The sequence below is a fragment of the Verrucosispora sp. WMMA2121 genome (assembly GCF_027460185.1).
Classification (GTDB): Bacteria; Actinomycetota; Actinomycetes; order Mycobacteriales; family Micromonosporaceae; genus Micromonospora; species Micromonospora palythoicola.
Window position 1 is genome coordinate 435,282 of the sequence record NZ_JAPZBH010000004.1, and the last position, 24,571, is coordinate 459,852.

The 24,571-nt window shown below is 72.2% G+C and carries 20 protein-coding genes; 7 read left to right on the forward strand and 13 right to left on the reverse strand.

The window, feature by feature from the left end; translation table 11 throughout:
* The first annotated feature begins 659 nt into the window (after positions 1 to 659).
* The 5 genes from O7605_RS02620 to O7605_RS02640 all read left to right on the forward strand — a co-directional run bounded on the left by O7605_RS02620 (position 660) and on the right by O7605_RS02640 (position 7,679).
* On the forward strand, positions 660 to 2,774 hold the full coding sequence (locus tag O7605_RS02620; protein ID WP_269737735.1) for a TRAP transporter permease: 2,115 nt from the start codon (positions 660 to 662) through the stop codon (positions 2,772 to 2,774).
* A gap of 17 nt (positions 2,775 to 2,791) precedes the next feature.
* Complete coding sequence (locus O7605_RS02625) at positions 2,792 to 3,811, forward strand: TAXI family TRAP transporter solute-binding subunit (protein WP_269737736.1); 1,020 nt, start codon at positions 2,792 to 2,794, stop codon at positions 3,809 to 3,811.
* A 62-nt stretch (positions 3,812 to 3,873) separates the two neighbouring features.
* Positions 3,874 to 6,291, forward strand: coding sequence for a sensor histidine kinase (locus tag O7605_RS02630; RefSeq protein WP_269737737.1), 2,418 nt, complete (start codon positions 3,874 to 3,876; stop codon positions 6,289 to 6,291).
* Entirely contained in the window at positions 6,292 to 6,714 is a 423-nt protein-coding gene (locus O7605_RS02635) for a roadblock/LC7 domain-containing protein (RefSeq protein ID WP_269737738.1), read from the forward strand.
* Positions 6,711 to 7,679, forward strand: coding sequence for a TAXI family TRAP transporter solute-binding subunit (locus tag O7605_RS02640; RefSeq protein ID WP_269737739.1), 969 nt, complete (start codon positions 6,711 to 6,713; stop codon positions 7,677 to 7,679). Before O7605_RS02635 ends, O7605_RS02640 begins: the two co-directional genes overlap by 4 nt.
* 144 nt (positions 7,680 to 7,823) lie before the next feature.
* Here O7605_RS02640 and O7605_RS02645 read toward each other — a convergent pair whose 3' ends face one another.
* The 3 genes from O7605_RS02645 to O7605_RS02655 all read right to left on the reverse strand — a co-directional run bounded on the left by O7605_RS02645 (position 7,824) and on the right by O7605_RS02655 (position 9,893).
* A complete protein-coding gene (locus O7605_RS02645; protein WP_269737740.1) occupies positions 7,824 to 8,783 on the reverse strand; it encodes a hypothetical protein in 960 nt (319 codons plus the stop codon).
* A gap of 124 nt (positions 8,784 to 8,907) precedes the next feature.
* Complete coding sequence (locus O7605_RS02650) at positions 8,908 to 9,099, reverse strand: DUF397 domain-containing protein (protein ID WP_269737741.1); 192 nt, start codon at positions 9,097 to 9,099, stop codon at positions 8,908 to 8,910.
* Positions 9,090 to 9,893 (reverse strand): helix-turn-helix domain-containing protein, encoded by an 804-nt coding sequence (locus O7605_RS02655; protein ID WP_269737742.1) that lies wholly within the window; start codon positions 9,891 to 9,893, stop codon positions 9,090 to 9,092. The genes O7605_RS02650 and O7605_RS02655 overlap by 10 nt, the downstream gene beginning before the upstream one ends.
* Positions 9,894 to 10,567: 674 nt before the next feature.
* On the opposite strand from O7605_RS02655, the gene O7605_RS02660 reads away from it, so the two are divergent.
* Positions 10,568 to 10,804 carry a flavin reductase gene (locus tag O7605_RS02660; RefSeq protein ID WP_269737743.1) on the forward strand — a complete coding sequence of 79 codons (237 nt, stop codon included), beginning with the start codon at positions 10,568 to 10,570 and terminating at the stop codon, positions 10,802 to 10,804.
* A gap of 327 nt (positions 10,805 to 11,131) precedes the next feature.
* On the opposite strand, the gene O7605_RS02665 is transcribed toward O7605_RS02660, so the two are convergent.
* From O7605_RS02665 to O7605_RS02705, 9 genes are all read right to left on the reverse strand, one after another.
* Complete coding sequence (locus O7605_RS02665) at positions 11,132 to 11,941, reverse strand: ABC transporter permease (protein ID WP_269737744.1); 810 nt, start codon at positions 11,939 to 11,941, stop codon at positions 11,132 to 11,134.
* A gap of 9 nt (positions 11,942 to 11,950) precedes the next feature.
* A complete protein-coding gene (locus O7605_RS02670; protein ID WP_443083860.1) occupies positions 11,951 to 12,748 on the reverse strand; it encodes an ABC transporter permease in 798 nt (265 codons plus the stop codon).
* A gap of 19 nt (positions 12,749 to 12,767) precedes the next feature.
* Positions 12,768 to 13,700 (reverse strand): ABC transporter ATP-binding protein, encoded by a 933-nt coding sequence (locus O7605_RS02675; RefSeq protein WP_269737746.1) that lies wholly within the window; start codon positions 13,698 to 13,700, stop codon positions 12,768 to 12,770.
* Between the two features lie 47 nt (positions 13,701 to 13,747).
* Positions 13,748 to 14,284 carry a hypothetical protein gene (locus tag O7605_RS02680; RefSeq protein ID WP_269737747.1) on the reverse strand — a complete coding sequence of 179 codons (537 nt, stop codon included), beginning with the start codon at positions 14,282 to 14,284 and terminating at the stop codon, positions 13,748 to 13,750.
* Positions 14,285 to 14,286: 2 nt separating this feature from the next.
* Positions 14,287 to 16,152, reverse strand: coding sequence for a DNA primase (dnaG, locus tag O7605_RS02685; protein ID WP_269737748.1), 1,866 nt, complete (start codon positions 16,150 to 16,152; stop codon positions 14,287 to 14,289).
* 178 nt (positions 16,153 to 16,330) lie between these two features.
* Entirely contained in the window at positions 16,331 to 17,914 is a 1,584-nt protein-coding gene (locus tag O7605_RS02690) for a BCCT family transporter (RefSeq protein ID WP_408631903.1), read from the reverse strand.
* 198 nt (positions 17,915 to 18,112) lie between these two features.
* On the reverse strand, positions 18,113 to 18,958 hold the full coding sequence (locus O7605_RS02695; RefSeq protein WP_269737750.1) for a siderophore-interacting protein: 846 nt from the start codon (positions 18,956 to 18,958) through the stop codon (positions 18,113 to 18,115).
* Between the two features lie 53 nt (positions 18,959 to 19,011).
* A complete protein-coding gene (locus O7605_RS02700; protein WP_269737751.1) occupies positions 19,012 to 20,253 on the reverse strand; it encodes a deoxyguanosinetriphosphate triphosphohydrolase in 1,242 nt (413 codons plus the stop codon).
* Positions 20,250 to 20,603 carry a VOC family protein gene (locus O7605_RS02705; RefSeq protein WP_164449447.1) on the reverse strand — a complete coding sequence of 118 codons (354 nt, stop codon included), beginning with the start codon at positions 20,601 to 20,603 and terminating at the stop codon, positions 20,250 to 20,252. Before O7605_RS02705 ends, O7605_RS02700 begins: the two co-directional genes overlap by 4 nt.
* A 290-nt stretch (positions 20,604 to 20,893) precedes the next feature.
* Here O7605_RS02705 and O7605_RS02710 point away from each other — a divergent pair, with 290 nt between their 5' ends.
* Positions 20,894 to 21,394: a roadblock/LC7 domain-containing protein gene (locus O7605_RS02710; protein WP_269737752.1), complete on the forward strand. Its 501-nt coding sequence runs from the start codon at positions 20,894 to 20,896 to the stop codon at positions 21,392 to 21,394.
* A gap of 210 nt (positions 21,395 to 21,604) precedes the next feature.
* On the opposite strand, the gene ppdK is transcribed toward O7605_RS02710, so the two are convergent.
* The gene (gene ppdK, locus O7605_RS02715) at positions 21,605 to 24,367 is read right to left on the reverse strand and encodes a pyruvate, phosphate dikinase (RefSeq protein ID WP_269737753.1); all 2,763 of its coding nucleotides are present in this window, start codon (positions 24,365 to 24,367) and stop codon (positions 21,605 to 21,607) included.
* Positions 24,368 to 24,571 lie beyond the last annotated feature (204 nt).

Consider the following 24,571-nt stretch of genomic DNA (forward strand, 5'->3'; position numbering starts at 1 on the left):
CCAGGACACATGCCCAGCCACCGACGGGAAGTAACCCACCCGAACCCGGCACCCGCGGCAGGTCGACCGTCGGGCTGGTCGCCTCGGCCAGCCCGAGGCCGCCGGGCGAGGGTCGAACAGTCGGCCCGGAACCGCGATCTCACTCGCGGGAAATGCACCGCACTCGCTTCCCGTCGGCGGGAGCGGGGGCGAATGCGATCACTGCGGAAATGGTGGTCAGCGCCCGCCGGAGATCGCCCGACAGCCCGGCGAGGCGCTCCGGACGCACGCCGACCGACCACCCGAGGGCCGCCCACCACGTCGCGACCCAGGCGGTTCGAGTCGACACCGACCGTAGTTCTATGTACGGAGCGTAATCATCTGGATAGATCTTTCGACCCCAGCCAACCCTTTTTCGAAGGTCTTCAATGCGGCAAACCGGACATCATCGCCACTCTGTTCATGACCCCGCACCGCCCCCATCGGCGCGTCCGGGCCGATCATGAACACTATTCTTAATTGTTTCCTCTTGGTCAGCGCGAAAGAATGTGAAGTCACTCAGCGAAGCGATGGCCGACAATGTCCCCAACGCGGAGTCAATTCGCGTATCGTCCCCCCTCGTGTCGGCTATCCGATTCACCGAAGATTCCGGACCTCAGCATCACGGCGGGCACAGCCGAGTGGCGGAGGCGGCGGCGACCGCCCCGCGGACCGATCCGGCCCCGATCGATCCGACCGAACTCGCCGGCCGGTTCGAGGACGAGAAGCCGGGTCGGGTGTTGACCGGACCGGTCGCCCTCGCCCTGACCGCGGCCACCCTGGCGATCGGCCTGCTCGCGCTCTGGCAGGTGTTCCGGCCACTGGCGCAGGGCAGCAAGTACTACCTGATCTTCTTCCTGGCCGGCGTACTCCCGTTGGTCTTCCTCGCCTACCCGGCCGGCCTGCGGCCGCCGCGCCGGCTGCGGGCGGTGCTCGCGGGACGGCGGCCGGCGGCGTCGACTCCCGACGCGACCTCGACCGACCGGTCCGGGCCCAGCCGCGTCGACTGGCTGCTGGCCGTCGCGGCGCTGGCCGGCTGCCTGTACCCGGTGCTGCCGGTCGCCCTGGCCGGCGGTGGCGGCGGCTACGACGCCTTCCTCGACCGGCAGGGGCTGCTGGTCGGCCTGGACGTGGCGATGGGCACCGTCCTGCTGCTCCTGCTGCTGGAGGGTTGCCGGCGCACCACCGGCTGGATCCTGCCCGCCGTGTGTCTGGTCTTCCTCGGCTACGGCTACTACGGCGGCCTGCTGCCGCAGACCTGGGCGGTGGCGCACGCCGGGCTGGACTTCGGGCAACTGGTCGACGCCTTCTACAACTCCGACAGTGGCTTCTACGGCACCCCGCTGGACGTGGCCGCCACGTACATCGTGCTGTTCACCATCTACGGGGCGGTGCTCGACCTCTCCGGCGCCGGGCGGTTCTTCGTGAACCTCTCCGCCGCGGCGTTCCGGCGTTCGCGCACCGCCGCCGGTCGTACGGCGGTGGCCTCCGGGTTCCTGCTCGGCACCGTCTCCGGCTCCGGGGCGGCCACCACCGTCAGCATCGGCGCGGTCACCTGGCCGATCCTGCGTCGCTCCGGGTACCCGGCGGAACGGGCCGGCGGGATGCTCGCTGCCGCCGGCGTGGGCGCCATCCTGTCCCCGCCGACGCTCGGCGCGGCGGCCTTCATCATCGCCGAGTACCTCGGGGTGTCCTACCTCCAGGTGCTCGGCTGGGCGATGGTGCCGACCATCCTCTACTACCTCGGCATCGTGCTATCCGTGGAGATCGACGCGCGTCGCTCCGGCGTGCGTCCGGCAACCCTCGCGGCCGGTTCCGCCTGGCGGCTGCTGGCCCGTTCCGGGTACCACTTCGCCTCCCTGTTCGCCATCGTCGGGCTGCTCGCCGCCGGGCTCTCGGCCACCCGGGCCGTGGTGCTGGCCACCCTCCTCGCGGTCGCCCTGTCCTTCCTGGACCGGACGCACCGGCTCACCCCGGCCCGGCTGGTCGCCGCCCTCTCCACCGGCGTACGCGGAGTCCTCGCGGTCACCGTCGTCTGCGCGGCGGCCGGCGTCATCACCGCCACCACCACCAAGACCGGTCTCGGTCCGCAGGCCGCCGCGCTGCTGGTCGGCGCCGCGAGCGCGATCAGCTCCGAGCCGGCCGTGGTACTCGCGCTGACCGCGCTGCTCGCCGCCGTCGCGCTCAGCCTGCTCGGCCTGGCGGTACCGGTGACCGCGTCGTTCGTGATCGGCTGGGTGATCATCGGACCGGCCCTGCTCGACCTCGGAGTCGGCGCGCCCGCGGCCGCCATGTTCGTCTTCTACTTCGCGGTGCTGTCCGAGGTGTCACCGCCCACCGCGCTCGCCGCCGTCGCCGCCGCCGCGGTCACCGGCGGGCGGTTGGTGCCGACCATGTGGCACACCCTGCGGTACGCGCTGCCGGCGTACCTGATCCCGCTGGCGTTCGTCGTCACCCCGACCGGCCTCGGTCTGCTCGGCATCGGCGGGCCCCGGCAGATCCTCGTCGCCACCGTCGTGACGGCCCTCGGTGTCGCGGTGCTGGCCGTCGCGGCCGGCGGCTGGCTGCCCGGCGTCGGCCCGGCGGGCGCGCCGGAACGGGTGGTCGGCGTGGCCGCCGGCCTGACGCTGCTCTGGTTGCAACCCGTGCCCGTCGTGATCGGTGCCGTGCTGGCCGGCGTCATGACGGTGGGCGTGTTCGTACGTCGCGGATCCGCCGGCCCCTCCGGTGGGACGCGAGCCGGATCACCGGCATGAACAAGGAAGGAGACAGTGTGGGACGGATCAACGCGCGGCTCGTGGCGGGGGTGGGGGCCCTCACCCTCGTCGCCGCCGGCGCCGCCGGTTGCGGTGGCCGCCAGGGCGCCGCGGCCACGGACGACGCCGCGAGCGCCGTCACCTGCGAGGTGGCCGAGAACACCCGGGTGGGCATCGCCACCGGCAACGCCACCGGCGTCTACTACGTGGTCGGCAACGCCCTGGCCGGGCAGTTGTCCGACAGCACCGGCGGCCGGTTGACCGGCACCGCGGCCGAGACCGGAGCATCGGTCCAGAACATCGAACAGCTCGTCGGTGGCCAGTACGACGTGGCCTTCTCGCTGTTCGACACCGCCGTCAACGCGGTGGAGGGCAAGGACAGCTTCAGCGCACCGCAGCCGGTCGAGGCGCTGGCGCGGATCTACGACAACTACACCCAGGTGGTCGTCCGGGCCGACGCGGGAATCAACTCGGTGGCCGACATGCGCGGCAAGAAGATCTCGACCGGCTCCCCCAAGTCCGGCACCGAGGTCATCGCGAACCGGTTGCTGGAGGCCGCCGGCCTGAACCCGGCCACGGACGTCCAGGCCCAGCGGCTCGACCTCACCAAGACCGTGGAGGGCGTCAAGGACGGCACCGTCGACGGCTTCTTCTGGTCCGGCGGCCTGCCCACCGGCGGCGTCACCGACCTGTTCACCACCGCCGGCGACGAGGTGAAGTTCATCGACGTCACGCCGTTGCTGCCCAAGATGAGCGAACTGAACCCCGCGTACCAGGCCGGCACGATCGGCAAGGACGTGTACGCCACGTCGGCGGACACCCCGACCATCGTGGTCCCGAATGTGCTGCTCGTCCGCAAGGACCTCGACGCCAACGTGGCCTGCGCCATCACCCGGACCGTGTTCGAGAAGAAGGACGCGCTGGCCCAGGCCAATCCCGCTGCCAAGGGCATCGCCCTGGACTCCGCCCGCAAGACCGACCCGGTCGGTCTGCACCGGGGCGCGGCCAAGGCGTTGCAGGACCTCGGCGCGAGCTGACCGACGGCGGCCGGGCCGGCGCCTCCCCTCCGGCCCGGCCGCCCCTACCTCGGGAGACCCCCGTGCCGCTGTCCTCGCTGGCCCGCGTACGCCGGCACAACCGTCCGTCCGGCCACACCGGCCGACTCTGGTCGGTGCGTACCCAGCTGCTCGCTCCGATCCTGATCGCCACCGCCGGCCTGCTCGTGCTGGGGGCCATCCAGACCGGTGACGCCCTGGCCGCCTCCACCGACGCCGAACGGGCCCGGGTGCTGGCCGGTACCGCCACCGCCACCGTCTCACTCGTGCACGAGCTGGAACGGGAACTCGGCGAGTCGGCGGCGCTGCGCCAGCGCGGCGGAACCTCCGGCCGCCAGCTGGTCGACGCCCAGCGACGCCGGGTCGACGAGGCCGGCGAGCGCTACCAGAGCGCCAGCTCCGACGCCCGCCGCGCCGCGCCGGACCTCGGCCGCGACCTCGACGGCGTGACCGAACACCTCGACCAGCTCGACGAGGCCCGGATCGCCGCGCTCACCACCGACAACGCCGACGCGAGCTACGTGGCGCTCGTGGAGTCGCTGCTCGCCGTCGCCGACGCGCTGCCCGCCCAGCTACGCGACCCCGAGCTGGCCAACCGTGCCCGCGAGGTGGCGGCGGTCGCGGCCCAGGAGCACCTCGCGTCGCTGGAACGTGACCTGCTCCGGGCCATCTTCGTGCGAGGTGAGCTGGTCGAGGGCGAACTCGTCCGGCTGGGCCGGCTACGCGGCGCGCAGGAGCAGCGGCAGGCCGAGTTCTCCCGGATCGCCGGGGAACGTGCCGCCGACGCGTACACCCGACTGATCGCCGGCAGCGACGTCTCCACCGCGCGGCGGATGCGCGACAGTGCGTTGAACGCCGACACCGAGCCGGCCGCGCTGGCCGCCGACGGCGACGCCTGGTACGTCGCCCAGAGCGGTGCCATCCGCCGGTTCAACCTGCTCGGCCGGGAACTCTCCGACGAGTTGGACCGGCGTGCCGCCGAGTTGGCCACGGCCGCCCGGCAACGGGCGCTGGTCACCGGCGGAGCCACCACCGGCCTGGCGCTGGTCTCGCTGACCGCCGCCGCGCTGCTGGCGGTCCGTACCAGCCGTCGGTTGCGCCGGCTGCGGGTGGCGGCGCTGACCATGGCACACCGGGAGCTGCCCGAGCGGATCACCGCCATCGCGGCCGGTGACAGCGCCCCGGCCGAGGGCACCGCCTCGCAGCTCACCGCGGGAATCAGCCGCGGGCGCGACGAGATCGCCCAGGTGGCCGAGGCGTTCGACACCGTCAACCGGGCCGCGCTGCGGCTCGCCGGTGCCCAGGCCGAGCTGCGGATGGACGTGACCCGGATGGTCGAGGCGCTGGCCCGGCGGATCCGTACCCTGATCACCCGACAGCTGCGGCTGCTCGACGAGTTCGAGCAGGAGGAGACCGATCCGGACGCGTTGGCCCGGCTCTTCGCCCTCGACCACCTCGCCGCCCGGATGCGGCGTAACGGAGAGAACTTGCTGGTCCTGGCCGGTGGTGAACCGGGACGCGCACAGGACGGCCCGCACCTGGTGGCCGACGTCGTGCGCGGCGCCGCCTCCGAGATCGAGGAGTACGCCCGGGTCGAGATCGACGTGCCCACCGCCGGGGTGCACGGTTCGGCGGTCGGCAACCTGGTGCACCTGCTGGCCGAGCTGCTGGAGAACGCCACCTCGTACTCCCCGCCGCACACGCCCGTGCATGTGGACGGTCGACGCACCGTCGACGGGCTGACGCTGCGCGTACACGACCAGGGCATCGGCATCGGCGAGAACCGGCTGGCCGAGATCAACGAGCGGCTGCGCGCCCCGGCCGCATTGTCCAGCGCGGCGGCCGGCAGCATGGGCCTGCACGTGGTCGCCCACCTGGCCGCCCGGCACGGCATCCTGGTGCGGCTGCACAGCGCCGGTGCCGGGACGGTGGCCCAGGTGGACGTGCCGGAGTCGCTGCTGACCAGGATGGAGCAGCTCACCGGCCGCCCGAACCCCGTCGGTCGTCCGGCCGCTCCGGCCGTCGGCGCCTGGTTCCGGCACCGGGGCGCTCCCGCCGAGGTCGGCGCGGCAACGGACCGGTTAGACGTGCACCGGGCCCCGACGATGACGCTGCCGGTGGTGGGCAGCGGCGCGGCGGCCTGGTCGCCCGAGCAGCCCGGTCAACCGCACTACCGGCCGCCGGTTCAGCCCGTCGGCGTCGCGCCGGCCGGTCCGCCCGCGTCGGCCAACGGCACCCCGGCCCGGCGGCCCGGCGGCGCTCGTCGCGAGGAACCGACCGCGGCCGGCCTGCCCCGGCGGGTACGCGGCGGCGGCCTTCAGTCCGAACTGCACGACATGCCGCCGCCGCAGGCCGCGCCGGACCTGCTCGACCCCGAGGTGGTACGGGCCCGGCTGTCCGCCCTCTCCGCCGGGGTGGCCCACGCGATGCGACGAAACCAGCAGACGAACGGGAGACCCTAGATGACGCCCAACGGCAGCCCCGGCCTCGACTGGCTCCTGGCGAACTTCGCCGAGCAGGTACCGGACGTGTCGCACGCCCTCGCCGTCTCCGGGGACGGGCTGCGGCTGGCGGCCTCGCCGCACCTCTCGACCGACCAGGCGGACCAGCTCGCCGCCGTGATCAGTGGCCTGGCCAGCCTGACCGTCGGCGCCGCCCGGCTGATGTCCGCCGGCCGGGTCCGACAGCAGATCGTGGACATGGACGGCGGCGTACTGCTGGTGATGGCCGTCGGTGACCGCGCCCTGCTCGGCGTGCTCGCCGCCGCCGGGTGCGACCTGGGCCAGATCGGTTACGAGACGGCGACGCTGGTCCAGCGGGTCGCCGAGGCGCTCGAACCGGCGGCCCGGACCTGGGCGGACCACCCCGGCGGGGTGCCGGCGTGAACCGGGGGCGGCGGTGGGTGGCGATGCTGCTGGCGGTCGCGCTGGTCACCGCCTGCGGTGCGGAGCGCACCCCGGAGGTTCGGCCGTGGCACGACGGGCGCATCTTCCTCGCCACCGGCAACACCACCGGGGTCTACTACCAGCTCGGCGGCGGCTACGCCGATGTGATCAGCCGCCATCTGCCCGGCTACGAGGCGCGGGCGGAACCGACCGGGGCCTCCGTCGAGAACATCACCCGGCTGGTCGACGGCGACATGGAGATCGCCTTCAGCCTCGCTGACACAGCGGCGGACGCCACCGCCGGCCGTGGCGCCTTCGACGGACGCCCGCAGCCGGTCCGGGCACTGGCCCGGGTCTACAGCAACTACACCCACGTGATCGTCCGCGCCGACGCGCAGATCGCCGACCTCGCGGGACTGCGCGGCAAACGTGTCTCCACCGGTTCACCGAAATCCGGCACCGACGTCATCGCCGGTCGGCTGCTCACCGCCGCCGGCCTCGACCCGGAGCGGGACGTACGCCGAGCCCGCCTGTCGTTGCCGGAGACGGTGGCCCGGATGCGCAGCGGCACCCTCGACGCGATGTTCTTCTCCGGCGGGCTGCCCACGCCGGGCATCGCCGACCTGCTCACCGGCGCACCGGGCCGGTTCCGGCTGCTGCCGGTCGCCGACCTGATCGAGCCGCTCAGCACCACGCACGGCTCGGTCTACACCACCGCCGAACTGCCCGGCGACGCCTACGACACCCCCTCGGGCACCCCCACCGTCACGGTCGCCAACGTGATCCTGGTCAGCGCGGAGATGCCCGACGACCTGGCGTACGACCTGACGCGCCTGCTCTTCACCTACCAGGCCGACCTGGCCGTGGCGCACCCCGAGGCCCGTAACTTCGACCGCGAGTCCGCCGCCACCACCGACCCCATCCCCCTGCACCCCGGCGCCGCCCGCTACTACCAGGGCGGCTGACCCACTCACCACGGCGCCCACTCCCCACTCCCCGCTCCCCGCTCCCCGCTCCCCGCTCCCCGCTCCCCGCTCCCCGCTCCCCGCTCCCCGCTCCCGAGATCTTGGAAATTTCCCGTTAGGTCCGAACGGGAACTTTCCAAGATCTCAGCGGTTTGTGGCGCCGGGTTGCCAGCCGGCGGCCAGGAGGGCGCGGCGGACGGTGTCGGCGACCTGTTCCGGGTGGGCTCGGACCAGCCACGCGGGGAAGCGGAGAATGCGCTCCCCGGCGGTCCAGACGTCGTTCTGTCGGCGCATGTCGGCCGTCCACTGGCGTACGTCCATGTGGTGCGCGCCGTCGATCTCCGCGTGCACACCCCACTCCCGCCAGTACGCGTCCAACCAGCGCGTCCGGCCCGCCGCGTCGGTCCGTCGCTGTTGCAAATCGGGTCGGGGCAGACCGGCCCGACGACAGAGCCGGACGAAGTCGATCTCGCTCAACGCCTGAGCGCCACCGGCGATGTCGTCGATGGTCTGCCGGATCAACATCCGTCGAGGCGCGCGGGGCAGCACGTCCAGCACCGCGGCCAGTTCCTCCGGCAACACCCGCCGCTGCTGGCAGCCAGCTGCGAGCGTCTCCTGCGCCACCCGTGGCGAGGGCGCCCAACTGGCCGCGTCGACAAGTGCCCGCGCGGTGGTCGTCCGCGGCGGACGGGCGACCTGGAGATGCTCGGCAGGCAGGACCGATGTCCGGTGCACCACTACTGCGGTCATGTCGATCGGCAACTGACGCAGGATGGTCCGCCCGACCCGACGGGACGCCGGCACGAGCACGTGCAGCGGCTCGGGCCGCAGACCGCGTACGCCCGCCTCGATGGCTGCCGTGGCACCCGCGAGGACCGCACCCGCTCCGGCGGCGAGCACCGCCACCCACAACTGCTGATCCCCGGTCAACCGGCCGTTGCCGGTCAGCAGCAGCCCGCGACTGATCGCCCGCCACCGCCCGGAACGCACCAGCCCGCGCACGGTCCCGTCGGTCAGCACGGTACGGGCCTGGGCACTGGTGAGCACCCCGGCCTGCTCGAAGGCCAACCACTCCAGCGCCCCAGCCGCGTCATCAGGAACCATCCACCGACCGTGGCCCCCCGGCGGCCCCAAATCCACCAGATCTTGGACAGATTCCGTTACGCGCTAACAGAAACTCTCCAAGATTGACCAGTTAGGACGGTGGACGGCCGGGGCGTGGCGGGGGCTACGGGTGTACGGGAAGGTGAGCGACGAAGGTGCGCCACGCGGTGGGCGGGAAGGCCAACACCGGGCCGGTCGGATCCTTGGAGTCACGCACAGCCACCAGACCGGGCAGGTTGTCGGCCACCTCCACGCAGTTGCCGCCCTGCCCGTTGCTGCGGGTGCTCTTGCGCCATCGGGCACCGGTCATGTCCATGTCTCCGCCACTTCCGCGATCAGGTCGAGGGACTGCTGCTGTGATAGTGCCTCACCCCGGATTGACTCCCAAACCTCGACCATCTGCCGGACATGCTCGGCGCGGTCGACCACCTGGCCGTGGAGCTGACCCTCCTGGTAAACGACGTCCTCCCCATGCGGCGGGGTGGCGATCACGAAGGGGCCGTTGATGCCAGGGTAGGCCCCGACGGAGAGCGGCACGACCTGGATCCGGGCCCGGGGCAGCGTAGAGCCGACCTTCACCAGATACCGCAGTTGCTCGCCCATCACCTCGGTGTCGCCGATCCGGCGGCGCAGCACGTGCTCGTCGATGACGGCGGTTAACAGCGGCGGCCGATTCCGCGTGAGCACACCCTGACGGTCCAGCCGGGTCATCACCTGCTGCTCGACCTCGTCCGAGGCGAACAGGCCGCCGCTGGACAGCAGCGCACGGGCGTACCCCTCGGTCTGCAACAGTCCCGGCACGCAGAGCGGCTCGAACGAGCGCAACGCGGTGGCCTCGGCCTCGATGCCGGGCCAGTCGCGGAACCATGGCACCACTGTCTCCCGGCTGATTCGGCGCTGGATGCGCTCGAACCGGCCGTCTCCGCCGAACACGGTGTCGCTGCGACGGGCGAAGTCCAGGCTGGGCCGGCGCTCACCGGTCTCCACCTTGGCTACCAGCGCCGCCGAGTAGCTGAGCGCCTCGGCCAGCGCGCCCTGTGACATGCCAGCGCCGGCCCGGGCCAGCCGCAACTCCTCGGCGAAGTGCTCCAGCATCGACGAGCGCTCCACGGACACCCTCCGTACATCCTCGTACCGCCTGGGACCGGCCGTGGACGCGCTGGTCGTCACCGCGCCGAGCCTCCCACCGTAGTCGTGTCCTCACCAGACTGTCACGCAGCGGAACCGCTCACGGGATCGGACGGCGGGCGGAACCAGGCCGGGGCGCCGGCACACCCGACACTCGGCCGGCGCCCCCTCCACCTCGACGGAGGCTTCATGCGAATCAGGTTCTGGCGATGCCGGCCCTCAGCGACACCCGCGCCGCTCCCCCAGCGCACCCGGAACGCCCGACCCCTGCCACCGGCCTGGTGGCAGGACATGACCGACCAAGCCACCTCGACCAACCCGACACCCGGCAACTCCGGCCAGCCGCCCCACTGGGGCGCGCCGGGACCAGGCATGCGACCCACATCGGCCCCCGATCAACCAGCGCACCCGATACCGTCGCAGCGAAACCCGCGCCGCCCGACACCGTCGCAGCAAGACCCCGACCGCCCGACACCGTCGCAGCAAGACCCCCGTCGCCCGAGTTGGGCGGCGGCACAAACCGAGGTGTTCCCGCTCAACCGCCCGGGGCGACCGGGGTGGCTCACTCGGGCGCAGGAGTGGCGGGCCAACGGGGGTCGCTGGTCACCGCCCCGGGATGAGCCGTCGTCCCCTGGCGGCGAGCCGGAGCAGCGCTGATGCCCCGCTACCGGCCGCATATCGCGGCCCGCCCCTCGTGGCGGTGCCGGGTATGCGGGGCAGCCTGGCCGTGTTCGCCGGCCCGGCTGGCGCTGCTCGGCGAGTACCGGGAGAACCGGACCGGCCTGCTGATCTATCTCGGCACGATGATGTACGACGCGGCCGGCGACCTCACCGGCCAACATCCACCGGAAGCCCTGGCCGACCGCTTCCTCACCTGGGCCCGCCCCCGCTGAGGCACGGTCCGCCGCGCCGCCTCGCCCTGCACTGCACAGCACAGCACAGCACAGCACAGCACAGCACAGGTTGCGGTGCGGTGCGGGGCGGTGCCGAAAGCGTGGCAGTTCTTGCGCTCGACACGCCGACCGGAGGGTGCCTGGAGTGCCACACTTCCCGCTTCCCGCGTCGCCCCACAGGCCCCGCGCCCACAAGCCGCACCGCTCCCGAGGCCACACGCCCATGAGCCGCCCCGCGCCCACAGCACGCACCGCCCACAGCACGCACCGCCCACAGCACGCACCGCCCACAGGGCGCACCGCCAAGCGGGCCGGCAGGAGCGTCAGCTACTTGTAGAGCAGGCGGCCCATCCGGCGGGCGGCGATCAGCAGGCCGGCTGCCAGCACCGTGAGCAGATAGAGCACGTCGAGCAGCCAACTCCAGCCGCCGGTGTCGACGGTCAGCGCACGGATCAGGTGCACCGCCCGGTAGAGCGGAGTCACCTCGACCAGCCACCGCAGCACCGTCGGGTACGCCTCGGCGGGCACGAAGGTGCCGGAGAACAGGAACAGGATGAACTGCGCCGAGCTCATCAGGTCGAAATCCTGCCAGCTGCGCATGAACGTGGAGATCGCCATGCCGAGCGCGCCGAAGGCGAAACCGACGAGCACCGCCGCTGGGAACGCGGCGAGCGCGCGGGCGGGCACGGTCAGGTCCATCACCACCATCACCACGAGGAACGCGGCCGAGTACGCGCTGCCCCGCAGCATCGCCCAGGCCAGCTCGCCGAGGGCGATCTCGAACGGCTGCACCGGGGTGGCGATCACCCCGTCGTACAGCTTCATGTACTTCATCTTCCCGAAAAAGTTGAAGGTGGTCTCCGCCAGCGCGCCGGTCATCGCCGAGGAGGCGAGCATGGCCGGGGCGACGAAGGCCGCGTACGTGACGACCGCCCCGCCGGGCAGCGTCAGGTCGCCGATCAGCGCACCCACCCCGACGCCGATGGACAGCAGGTAGAGCAGCGGCTCGACGAAACCGGAGATGAGCAGCAACCAGTAGACGGACCGGAGGGCGGCGACGTTCCGCTCGGTGACCGACGCGGACCGGCGCGAGGCGGCCGAGACGTCGACCAGCCGGGGCAGCACCAGAGCGACCATGACCTTCTCCTAGACGACGAGCCGGCGGGTGAGGACGCGGCGGGCGAGCAGCCATCCCCCGGCCGCCCAGACGGCCAGGTAAGCCAGGTGGCCGGCGACCGACCAGTACGGTGCGACGCCGAGCACCGCCGCCCGGCACAGGTCCACGGCGTGCCAGAGCGGCGTGGCGTAGGCCAGCCAGCGCAGCGCCAGCGGCAGCGACTCGACCGGGAAGAACACCCCGGCGAACAGGGTCATCGGGATCACCGCGAAGCGGAACAGCATGGCGAGCCAGCTGTCCGAGTCGACCGATGCCGCGTACGCGAAGGTCGGCGCGGCGACGGCCAGCGCGAGCAGCGCCGCCACCGGCACCGTCAGCACCGCCCACGGCGACCGCAGGGCCCCCAGCACGCCGGTCACCAGGAGGAACGCGATGACGGAGGTCAGCACCCGGAACAGCACGAACCCCAGGTGGCCGGCGAGGATGTCGCCCACCCGCAGCGGCGACGAACGCTGGCCAAAGTAGATCTTCTGCCACTGGAGGTTGCCGAACACCGGCCACGTCGACTCGGCGATCGCCACCTGCAACGCCGTCGACGCGAGCAGCCCGCCGACGATCCACTCCAGGTAGGAGACGCCGCCGACACCCTGGTCGATGTAGGACCCGACGCCCAGCCCGAACCCGAGCACGGTGAGCGTGGGCAGCAGGAAGGACGAGAAGGCGCCAGCCCGCCAGGTGCGCCGGTAACCCACCAGGTGGTATTCGAGAACCCGCAGCGCCGGCACCCGCGGCAGGGCGCGTCGGTCCCGGGTCGGTTGTGCCGTCACGGCAGCCCCTTCCAGCATGTCAGTCGACGAGGGTGCGGCCGGTGAGGTGCAGGAAGACGTCCTCCAGGCTGCTGCGCCTGACCAGCACGTTGGCCGGGTGCAGACCGAGCGCGGCGACCTCGGCCACCGCCGCGTCCCCGTCGGGCACGTAGACCAGGATCCGGTCGGGCAGCACCTCGACGCGCTCCCCCAGCGCGTCCAGCTTGCCGGCGAACGCCTCCTGCGAATCGGCGGCGAACCGCAGCTCGACCACCTCGCGGGTGGCGTGCCGCTCGATGAGCGCGCGCGGCGACCCCTCGGCGACGATCCGGCCGCCGTCCATCACCACCAGCCGGTCGCAGAGCTGCTCGGCCTCGTCCATGTAGTGCGTGGTGAGCACCAGCGTGACGCCCTGCTGCTTGAGCCGGAACAGCCGTTCCCAGACCAGGTGCCGGGCCTGCGGGTCGAGACCGGTGGTCGGCTCGTCGAGCAGCACGATGTCCGGTTCGTTCACCAGCGCGCGGGCGATGGTGAGCCGCCGCTTCATGCCACCGGAGAGCGGCTCGACCTTGCTGTCCGCCCGGTCGCCGAGCTGCACGAAGTCGAGCAGCTCGGTGGCCCGGGCCCGGGCCACCCGGCGTGGGATGCCGAAATAGCGGGCGTAGGTGGTCAGGTTCTCCCGGACGGTCAGCTCCGGGTCGAGGTTGTCCAGCTGCGGACAGACGCCGAGCCGAGCGCGGATGGCCGGCCCGTCGCGCACCGGATCCATGCCCAGGATGCGCAGTTTCCCGCCGCTGGGCGGCGAGGTGCAGCCGACCATCCGCATGGTGGACGACTTGCCGGCGCCGTTGGGCCCCAGGAAGCCGAACGCCTCACCGGCGCGGACCTCCACGTCGATGCCGTCGACGGCGGTGAAGTCGCCGAACCGCTTCACCAGCCCCTGTGCCTGAATGAGTGGTCGCCCCGTGGTCACTCCCGGACCCTAGACACCCGGTCCGACACTTCCCAACGGATTAACCGTCAGAGGTCGGCGGGGGTGGTGGCGGTGCGGGCGGCGGCGACCAGGCGGTCGGTCTCGGCGAGGACGTCGGCGGCGTCCGTGGGGGTGCCGGGGTCGTAGTGGACCATCCAGGTCAGGCCGTCGCTGCCGGGCACCCGACGACCGACCACGCGGCCGGATCCGCCGGGCAGGGCGTGGTGCTGGGTGTACGCGACCGAGCGGGTGACCCGGGTGCGCACCTGGTGCGGCAGGTCACCCGGATCGAGCAGCAGGTACCGCTCGGCCGGCAGCTCGGCGACCACCAGGTAGCCGTCCCGTTCGGCGACCCGCTCGCCCGGGGTGACGGTCAGCTCCCGGCCCGACCAGACGGCCTTGACGACGTCGTGCCAGCCGATCCGGTGCCCCCGGCCGGGCAGCCAGAGCCCGAGGTTGGTGGCGACCACCACCCCGTCGCCCTCGCCGTTGCCGGCGGCGGCCCAGGCCAGCACCCGCTCGTCGCGCTCCAGCGGTGGCCGGTCGGCCGGTGGCAGTTTCGGCCGGCGGCGGAACAGTGGCATCCCTACAACCCTCCCGCCGCCTGCTCGCGCAGGGCACGGGCGTGCTGCTCCAGCGAGAGCAGCTCACCGAAGGCGGCGAAGTACTCGTCCTTGTTGTTCACCGGATTGATCCGCTGGATCCGGGACTTCAGCTCCCGGATCCGTGCGGTGACCGATCCCCACTGCAACCGGGCCATGGTGATCGAGACGTAGCGGGGGTCCGGCTCGCCGTCGATCCGCAGCGGTTCCACGGCCAGCTCACCGACCAGGGCCTGGGCGGCGAGGTCGTCGCAGGCGTCGCGTACCGCCTCGATCCACACCGCGCCGCCGGCGGCCGAGGCGACCCCGCCGGCCGCGGCGACCGCCGCCCGGACGGCCACGTGCACCGGGTGCCGGTAGTCGGTGGCCTCGACCGCGTCGAACATCGGCCCGGCCAGCACCGGCACCTGGAGGGCCAGCTTCAACGCCTCCCGCTCCACCATCGACTGTGGGCTGTCCACGCTGGGCTCGACCCGGGCGACCCGGGCGGGCGGACCGTCCGCCGGTCGTCCCGAGGCGGCGGTCAGCACCGCCCGCTGCACCGGCTCGATCTCCATGCCGAGGTCACCGGCGAGCTTGCGGACGTACTCCGGGCGCTTCTCCCGGTCCTTGAGCTTCGCCACCAGGGGCGCGGCCCGCCGCATCGCCTCGACCCGACCGTCGACGGTGTCCAGGTCGTACCGGCTGATCACGTGCCGCAGCGCGAAGTCGACGAGTGGCTCGCGGCGGGCGACCAGGTCGCGTACGGCCAGGTCGCCCTTTGCCAGTCGCAGCTCGCACGGGTCCATGTTGTCGGGGCTGACCGCGATGAAGGTACGCCCGACGAAACGCTGGTCGTCGTCGAAGGCGCGCAGCGCGGCCTTCTGCCCGGCCGCGTCCCCGTCGAAGGTGAAGATGATCTCGCCTGCGACGGCGTCGGTGTCCAGCAGCAGCCGGCGCAGCACGCCGATGTGGTCGGCACCGAAGGCGGTGCCGCAGGTCGCCACGGCGGTCGGTACGCCGGCCAGGTGGCAGGCCATCACGTCGGTGTAGCCCTCGACCACCACCACCCGCCCCTGCTTGGCGATCTCCCGTTTCGCCTGGTCGATGCCGTAGAGCACGTGGGACTTCTTGTAGATCGGTGTCTCGGGGGTGTTCAGGTACTTCGGGCCGTCGTCGTCGGCGAACAGTTTGCGGGCACCGAAGCCGATCACGTCGCCGGTCAGGTCCCGGATCGGCCAGAGCAACCGGCGGCGGAACCGGTCGATCAGGCTGCCTGAGCGGGCCGGGCGGGACAGCCCGGCGGTGACCAGTTCGTCGTGGCTGAAGCCACGCTGACGCAGGTGCCTGGTGAGCAGGTCCCATCCCTCGGGGGCGAAGCCGCAGCCGTACCGCTGCGCGGCGGCCCGGTCGAAGCCGCGCTCGGCCAGGAACTCCCGGGCGGGACGCGCGCCGGCGGTGGCCAACTGCGCGCTGTAGAACTCGACGGCGGCGGCGTGCGCGGCGACCAACCGCTGCCGCTGGCCCTGCTGCGGGCGGTTCGGTCGGGGTGCGGAACGGTCGTCCTCCACGTACCGCAACTGCAGGCCGGCGCGGGCGGCGAGCCGCTCCACCGCCTCGACGAAGCTGAGGTGCTCGGCGTCCATCAGGAACTTGATGGCGTCGCCACCGGCGCCGCAGCCGAAGCAGTACCAGACGTTGCGGGCGGGCGAGACGTTGAACGACGGGCTCTTCTCGTCGTGGAACGGGCAGAGCCCCTTGAGGTTGCCGCCGCCGGCCGACTTGAGCGTCACGGTGTCGGAGATGATCTCGGCGATGGACGTACGCTCGCGGACCAGCGCGATGTCCTCGTCCCGGATCCGCCCCGCCATGCCGCCACCTCCTCGACCTACATCCTGCCCTGCCCGCCCACGTCGCACGGAAGGGCCCCTTGGTGACGTCTCCGACAGCGGACGCACCCTTGCCGACACCATCGGCGCCGGGGCGCGAACACCGACGCCGCGCCGTTCCGGCGCGGAGGCGGAACGGCGCGGCGGGCGGGCGGGACGGTCAGCGAGGACGGCGACGCAGGTAGCGGCGTACCGGCGGCGGGTCCTCCTCCTCGTACGACCGGGCGGCGCGCACCGCGTCGGCCAGGCCGTGCGGGCGGGTACGCGCCGGGGCAGCCAGCAGTGGATCGCGGGCCATGTCCTTGACCAGGGCCACGGCCAGCCCGAGCATCACCACCACGAACGGCAACGCCACCATGATGGTGGCCTGTTGCAGCGCGTCAAGTCCACCGACGAGCAGCAGCACGGCGGCGACCGCGCCGATCAGGATTCCCCAGCTGACCACGACCACCCGGTGCGGGCGCAGCGCACCCCGGGAGGTCAGCGAACCGAGCACCAGCGAGGCGGAGTCGGCGCTGGTGACGAAGTACAGCGCGATGAGCACCATGGCCAGCACGCTGGTCAGCGCCGCCAGCGGCAGCGCGTCGAGCAGACCGAACAGGGCCTGCTCGCTGCTGGCGGAGGCGTCGGCGACCAGGTCACGTACCCCGGTGGCCTGCACGCGCAGCGCGCTGCCACCCATGATCGCGAACCAGACGGCGCTGGCGCCGCTGGGCACCAGGAGCACCCCGATCAGGAAGTGCCGCACGCTTCGGCCCCGGGAGATGCGGGCGATGAAGGTGCCGACGAACGGCGCCCAGGAGATCCACCACGCCCAGTAGAAGATGGTCCAGCCGCCCAGCCAGGCCGGGTCGGAGAACGCCCCGGTCCGGGTGGACATGAAGACGAGGTTGCTCAGGTAGTCGCCGATCGAGGCGGGCAGCACCTCAAGGGTGTAGATGGTCGGCCCGACCACGAAGACGAAGAGCATCAGCGCCACGGCCAGCACCACGTTCGTGGTGGACAGCCACTTGATGCCCCGGTGCAGGCCGGTGAAGGCGGAGATGACGAAGGCCAGCGTCAGTGCCCCGATCACCACAAGTTCCACCGCGGTGCTGTCCGGCACTCCGGCGACCAGGTCCAGGCCGGCGGCGACCTGGAGGGCGCCGAGCCCGAGGCTGGTGGCGGAGCCGAAGACGGTGGCGAAGACGGCCAGCAGGTCGATGACCTGGCCGACGGCGCCGTCGGCGCGGTCGCCGATGAGCGGCCGGAACGCCGCCGAGATCCGGTTCTGCCGGCCCCGACGGAACGTCGAGTACGCCAGGGCCAGCGCCACCACCGCGTAGATCGCCCACGGGTGCAGGGTCCAGTGGAAGAGGGTGAACTGCATGGCCGCCGACGCCGCCTGCCCGGTCTGCGGCGCGACGCCGGTCGCCGGTGGCGGTGTGGCGTAGTGCTGGATGGGCTCGGCCACGGCGAAGAAGACCAGGCCGATGCCCATGCCGGCGCTGAACATCATGGCGATCCAGGCCAGCGTGCTGAACTCCGGCTCGTCGTCGTCCCGGCCGAGCCGGATCCGGCCGAACCGGGACAGCGCCAGCACCACCGCCAGCACCAGGAAGGCGTTGGCCGCCACCACGAAGAACCAGCCGAACGTGTCGATCACCCAGGCCAGACCCGATTCGCCGACGCTCGCCAGCGAGTCACGGGCCAGCGCCCCCCAGAGCACCACGGCGAGCACCCCGCCGACGCCCAGGCCGAGCACGATCGGGTCGATCGCGCCGCCCTTACCGCCCGGTTCGGCGGTCTTCTCGTCTACCTGCTCGCTCATGGTCACCCCTGACCATCCTCCCGTTCCCCTGCCGTCGTGCTCCGACATTCCGGCTAATCGCACCCTGAGGGCCGACTTTCGGCCGTTCAGGGGCGCGTTGGGGTGCCACCTTGCCGGTAATCGAGCGCAAGGTCAACCGAGCGGCACGGGAAGACGGGGTTGTTCGTCGGCCTCGACCTGGCGGTTCCAGTCGGCCTTGGTGGCCCGCCAGCCCTCGTCGTCCAGGCCCTTGCGCCAGTAGCCGGAGATGGACAGCCACTCGCGGGGAACCGACCGTTCCACCCGCAGCAACCGACGCAACTGGCGGACGAACGACGCTTCACCGTGCACGAAGGCGTGCACCGTGCCGAGCGGGAACTCCAGCTCGCGCACCGCCGCCACCAACGCCTCGCCCACCGGGCGTACGCCCCGGTGCAGCCAGGTCAGCCGCACCGCGCCGGGGCTGGGCAGCGGCTGCTCGTCGGCCGGGCCGTCGACCTCGACGAACACGTGCGCGGGCGCACCGACGGGCAGCCGGGCCAGGGCGGCGGCGATCGCCGGCAGGGCGCTCTCGTCGCCGACCAGCAGGTGCCAGTCCGCCGCCGGGCTCGGCGCGTACGCCCCGCCCGGGCCGACGAACAGCACCTCGTCGCCGGGGCGCAGCGCGGCCGCCCACGGGCCGGCCAGCCCCTCGTCGCCGTGGTGCACCACGTCGACGGTCATCTCCCCGGCCACCGCGTCCCAGGCGCGGACCGTGTACGCGCGCAGCCGGGGCCACTGCTCGCGCGGCAGGTCGCGACGGATGGCGGCGAGGTCGATCGGGCGCGGGTGGTCGACCCCGGCCACCGGAAAGACGATCTTGATGTAGTGGTCGGTGTACTCGCCGACCGGCAGGCCGGCCAGTTCCTCCCCGCCGAGTACCAGTCGGACCACGTGCGGAGTGGGCCGCCAGGTGCGCAGTACGCGGGCGGAGGTGACCTTCTTCGGGCGATCCGTCATTCGGTTAGGCTAACCTCACTCACGGCGCACCGGTCAGCCCCGGGGCCACGATGTCAGCTTCTGATCAGACGGTCGTGCCAGGCCACGGCGGCGGGATCGGTCAGTGAGGCCACCTGGTCGATCACCACCCGCCGTCGACCTTCGTCGTCGGCCGCCGCCCGCCACAGCGGAGCGAAGACCGGATCGAGCGCTTCCGGTGCCCGCGCGGTCAGGGTTGCCACCAGCTCGGCGATGATCTCCCGCTGCCGCCGGTAGCGGCCCTGGGCACCGGGCCGACGCATCACGTAGCGCAGGGCGATGCCCTTGAGCAGCGCGCACCGGGCCCGCAACGGCCGGGGTACGACCAGGTCGGCCGCGTACCGTCGGTGTGGTCCCGGGCCGAAGCGTTCGGTGGTGGCGGCCACGGCGGTCGCCACGAACCGACCGGTCAGCACGCTGGTGGTGGCCTTGAGCGCGGCCTGGGCTCGGTGGCTGCCGTCGTAGCCGGCCAACGGGGCGAGCACCGGGTCGGTGAGCAGTCCGGTCAGCGTCTCCTCGAGATAGTCGGGCGACTCGGTCGAGTAGACGGCGGCGACGTCTTCGCAGAGCGCGGCCCGCTCGTCCGGGTCGGCGAGCAACGGCTCCAGCGTGAGGTAACCGCCGTGAATGCCGTCCTCGACGTCGTGCACCGAGTACGCCACGTCGTCGGCCCAGTCCATCACCTGCGCCTCCAGGCACCGCCGCGCACCGCTCGGGCAGCCCTGCCGCAGCCAGGCGAAGGCGGGCAGGTCGTCGGCGTACACCCCGAACTTGCGTTGGCCGGGTCGGCGGGTCCACGGGTACTTGCTCACCGCGTCCAGCGCGGCACGGGTCAGGTTCAGCCCGGCGGACGTGCCGTCCGGGGCGTACACCTTCGCCTCCAACCGGGTCAGCACCCGCAGCGTCTGGGCGTTGCCCTCGAACCCACCGCAGTCGGCGGCCAGTTCGTCGAGCGCGCCCTCGCCGTTGTGTCCGAACGGCGGGTGCCCGAGGTCGTGGGCCAGCCCGGCGGTGTCCACCACGTCAGGATCACAGCCCAGCCGGGCGCCCATCTCCCGGGCGATCTGGGCCACCTCCAGCGAGTGGGTCAGCCGGGTACGCAGGAAGTCGTCGGTGCCGGCCGTGTGCACCTGGGTCTTCGCGGCCAGCCGGCGGAACGCCGCGGAGTGCAGCACCCGGGCCCGATCCCGCTCGTACGGGGACCGGCCGTGCTCCGGATCCTTGACCGGCTCCGCGACCCGACGCGCCGCGTCCGGCTCACCGGACGCGGCAGTCAATCCCCACGCTGCCGCAACACGCAGAACTCGTTGCCCTCCGGGTCGGCCAGCACCGTCCAGTCGTCGCCGTCCTGACCGATGTCGACGTGCCGGGCGCCCATGTCGACGAGCCGCTCCACCTCGGCCTCCCGGTCGGTCGGCCGCAGGTCGAGGTGCAGCCGGTTCTTGCCGGCCTTGGCCCCGGTCACGGGTACGAAGACGATGCCCGGCAGCCGATCCGCGCTCTGCCGGATCTCCACCTCGTCCGGCCGCTCCTCGACCACCTGGTACCCGAGCGCCTCGGCCCACCAGCGGGCCAGCCGACCCGGATCACGGGCGTCGACGGTCAGGCTCTCCCAGACGGCGGTCATCCGGACACCGCCACCGCGACACCGACAGCCTCTGACAACTCGGTACGGGATCCCATCCGGCCACCCCTTCGCGAAACGACGGTCCACGGGCGAAGTCAGGTTACGCCCGGGGGCCCGGTTCGGCGCGCCGACGACCTGCCCCCGGCGGGTCCACATCCTCCGATCAGACGAGAGTTGCCGTCCGATTGCCATCGGTGACGGGATCGCACTCATCGACGTCCACGGGTAGCGTCGCCACTGCGGAACGTCACCTGTTGCGGCGAGACACGACCGGTGGGAGAGACACGATCGTGAACGCGGAAACGATGATGGGCACCGAGCTGCGCGGGCTGCGCCGACGCCGTCCCGAGGTCTCCGGCACGGTGCTCGCCGGCACGGACGGCCTGCTCATCTCCAGCGACCTGCCCACGACCGACGCCACTCACCTGGCGGCGCTGGCCGCGGCCAGCTTCGGCCTCGGGCACCGGATGGCGGCCACCGTACGGCAGGGCGAGTTCCACGAGTCCGTGGTGCACACCGCCGCCGGTTGCGTGGTCACCTACCCGGCCGGGCGGGACGCCCTGCTGACCCTGGTCACCGCACCGGGAGCGGATCTGGCGGCGCTGCGCGAAGAGGCCCGTGGGGTGGTCCGGCGTACCGGTCCCGCCCTGGCCGCCTGCCGCCAGCCGACGCTGCTGCCCCACCAGGCGGATCCGCACGCCCCGCTGGCGGCGCGCACCCCGATGGCCACGCTGCCGAACCAGCGCCCCCGCCGCGCCCAGTCCGTCACCTGGCGCCGCCCCCCGATCTGACCGCTCGATGCCGCTGGCGCACCGCCCCGTCATGCACCGTGCCGCCGTGCGCCGTGCGCCGTGCCGCCGTGCCGCCGTGCAGCAACATCGGGGATATTGCTGTCTCACGGTCGCTCGACACAGCAATCTCCCCGATGTTGCTCGCCTCACGGTGCAACGCATCGCGGCACGGCGGGTATGGGCTCGCCCCGGGCGGGGCGAGCCGTGTGGTCAGCGACTGTCGGAGCCGGTGGTGACGATGGCGGCCCGGCCGGCCTCCAGCCGCGCCACCGGCACCCGGAACGGCGAGCAGGAGACGTAGTCCAACCCGACGGAGTGGAAGAAGTGCACCGAGTCGGGATCACCGCCGTGCTCGCCGCAGACGCCGAGCTTGAGCCCCGGGCGGGCCGCCCGCCCCTCCTCGGCGGCGATGCGGACCAGCCGGCCGATGCCGTCGGCGTCGATGGACTCGAACGGTGAGATGCCGAAGATGCCCAGCTCCAGGTAGCGCCAGAAGAACGCCCCCTCCACGTCGTCGCGGGAGAAACCCCAACCCATCTGGGTCAGGTCGTTGGTGCCGAAGGAGAAGAACTCGGCCGCCTCGGCGATCTGCCCGGCGGTCAACGCCGCGCGAGGCACCTCGATCATCGTGCCGATCAGCACGTCGACGTCACTGCCACCGACCACCTCGGCGATGATCCGCTCGGCCTCGGCGCGTACCGTCTCCAGTTCCTGCACCGCGCCGACCAGCGGGACCATGATCTCCGGGCAGGCGGGGACGCCCTGGCGGGTGCACTCCACGGCCGCCTCGGTGATCGCCCGGACCTGCATCGCGAACAGGCCGGGGATGACCAGGCCCAGGCGTACGCCGCGCAGCCCGAGCATCGGGTTCTCCTCGTGCATCCGGCGTACCGCCGCGAGCAGCGCCTCCTCCTTGGCGACGTCCTCGCCGCGTTCCTGGGCGACCGCCACGTTGACGGCGAGCTGCTCCAGCGGCGGCAGGAACTCGTGCAGCGGCGGGTCGATCAGCCGGACGGTGACCGGCAGGCCGTTCATCTCCCGGAGGATCTCCACGAAGTCGGCCCGCTGCAACGGCAGCAACGCGGCGAGCGCCTCCTCCCGCTCGGCCGGGTCGCGGGCCAAAATGAGTCGTTCGACCAGCTCGCGGCGGTCGCCGAGGAACATGTGCTCGGTGCGGCACAGCCCGATGCCCTCGGCCCCGAAGCGCCGGGCCCGGGCCGCGTCGGCGGCGGTGTCGGCATTGGTACGCACCGCCAGGCGTCGGCTGGCGTCGGCGTGCGACATGATCCGGTGCACCGCCTTGACCAGGGCGTCGTCCGTGCTCGCCGGGTCGAGTTCGCCCTCGAAGTAGCGCACCACCTCCGACGGGCTGACCGGCACCTCACCCAGGTACACCTTGCCGGTGGTGCCGTCGATGGAGACGACGTCGCCCTCGGTGACCGTGCGCCCGGCCACGACGAACCGCCGCTTCGGCACGTCGATGTCCAGTTCGTCGGCGCCGGAGACGCAGGTCTTGCCCATCCCCCGGGCCACCACGGCGGCGTGGCTGGTCTTGCCACCCCGCGAGGTGAGGATGCCCCGGGCGGCGATCATGCCGTTCAGGTCGTCGGGGTTGGTCTCCCGGCGGACCAGGATGACGGCCTCGCCCTCGGCGGCCAGCTCGACCGCGCGGGCCGAGGTGAAGACCACCTTGCCGACCGCCGCGCCCGGTGACGCGCCGATCCCGGTGGCGACCGGCTGGAAGTCGTGGTCGAGCTGGAAGCGCGGGAACATCAACTGGGCCAGTTGCCCGCCGTTGACCCGGTGCAGGGCCTCGTCGAGGTCGATCAGGCCCTCGTCGACCAGCTGGCCGGCGATGACGAACGCGGCGGCGGCGGTGCGCTTGCCGACCCGGGTCTGGAGCATCCACAGCTTGCCGCGCTCGATGGTGAACTCGATGTCGCACAGGTCGCGGTAGTGCCGCTCCAGCCGGGCCATGTAGTCGAGCAGCTCGTCATAGGAGTCCTTGTCGATCCGCTCCAGTTCCTGCAACGGCACAGTGTTGCGGATGCCGGCGACGACGTCCTCGCCCTGCGCGTTGGCCAGGTAGTCGCCGTAGATGCCCTGGGCACCGCTGGCCGGGTCGCGGGTGAAGGCGACGCCGGTGCCGGAGTCGGGACCACGGTTGCCGAAGACCATCGCCACCACGTTGACGGCGGTGCCGAGGTCGGCCGGAATGCGCTCCTGCCGGCGGTAGACCACCGCCCGCTCGGCGTTCCACGAGTCGAACACCGCGCGGACCGCCAGGTCCAGCTGCTCCCGCGGCTCCTGCGGGAACTCCCGCCCGGTGTGCTTGGTGAAGATCTTCTTGTACGCGTCGACCAGCCCGCGCAGGTCGTCCGCGTCCAGGTCCAGGTCCAGGTCGGTGCCCTTGGCGCGCTTGGCCTCGTCGAGCGCGTGCTCGAACTCCTCGCCCGGCACGTCGCAGACGGTCTTGCCGAACATCTGGATCAGCCGCCGGTAGGAGTCCCAGGCGAACCGGTCCGCGCCACCGGAGGCGGCCTGATCGGTCGAGCCACCGGAAGCGGGCTGGTCGGTCGAGCCGCCGGCCTGCCGGGCCAGCCCCTCGACGCTGCGGTCGTTGAGACCGACGTTGAGCACGGTCTCCATCATTCCGGGCATCGAGAACTTCGCCCCGGAGCGCACCGAGACCAGCAGCGGGTCGTCCGGGTCGCCCAGCCGCCGGCCCATCTCGCGCTCCAGCGCCGTCAGGTGCGCGGTGATCTGGTCGGCGAGTCCGGCCGGTTCCGTACCGGTGCCGAGGTACGCCTGGCATGCCTCGGTGGTGATGGTGAAGCCGGGCGGCACCGGCAGGCCGAGATTCGTCATCTCGGCCAGGTTCGCTCCCTTGCCGCCGAGGAGGTCCTTGAGATCCTTGTTGCCCTCGGCGAAGTCGTAGACGTACTTGTGCTCAACCGTCTCTTGCGCTGCCACCAGAGCCTCCCACGCGCCCGGATTGACACTTAACGAAGGTTCAGTTTTCTGATACCCCGGATCCACTGGCTGGTAATCCGGGGAGTCGTGCCGATCGGTGGGCGAAGGCTAAGCGAACAACGCGTGGCCCGGGAGCATTCGGTGACAATAGGCACAGCAATCACGACTGTTCGCGTTCGTGACAGTTTTTGGGAACGGTTCCAC

Coding starts and splice junctions, on each gene's coding strand:
- O7605_RS02635 (WP_269737738.1), top strand. CDS start 6,292: ATGACGCCCAACGGCAGCCCCGGCCTCGACTGGCTCCTGGCGAACTTC.
- O7605_RS02645 (WP_269737740.1), bottom strand. CDS start 8,783: ATGGTTCCTGATGACGCGGCTGGGGCGCTGGAGTGGTTGGCCTTCGAG.
- O7605_RS02650 (WP_269737741.1), bottom strand. CDS start 9,099: ATGGACATGACCGGTGCCCGATGGCGCAAGAGCACCCGCAGCAACGGG.
- O7605_RS02660 (WP_269737743.1), top strand. CDS start 10,568: ATGCCCCGCTACCGGCCGCATATCGCGGCCCGCCCCTCGTGGCGGTGC.
- O7605_RS02665 (WP_269737744.1), bottom strand. CDS start 11,941: ATGGTCGCTCTGGTGCTGCCCCGGCTGGTCGACGTCTCGGCCGCCTCG.
- O7605_RS02680 (WP_269737747.1), bottom strand. CDS start 14,284: ATGCCACTGTTCCGCCGCCGGCCGAAACTGCCACCGGCCGACCGGCCA.
- dnaG (WP_269737748.1), bottom strand. CDS start 16,152: ATGGCGGGGCGGATCCGGGACGAGGACATCGCGCTGGTCCGCGAGCGT.
- O7605_RS02695 (WP_269737750.1), bottom strand. CDS start 18,958: ATGACGGATCGCCCGAAGAAGGTCACCTCCGCCCGCGTACTGCGCACC.
- O7605_RS02705 (WP_164449447.1), bottom strand. CDS start 20,603: ATGACCGCCGTCTGGGAGAGCCTGACCGTCGACGCCCGTGATCCGGGT.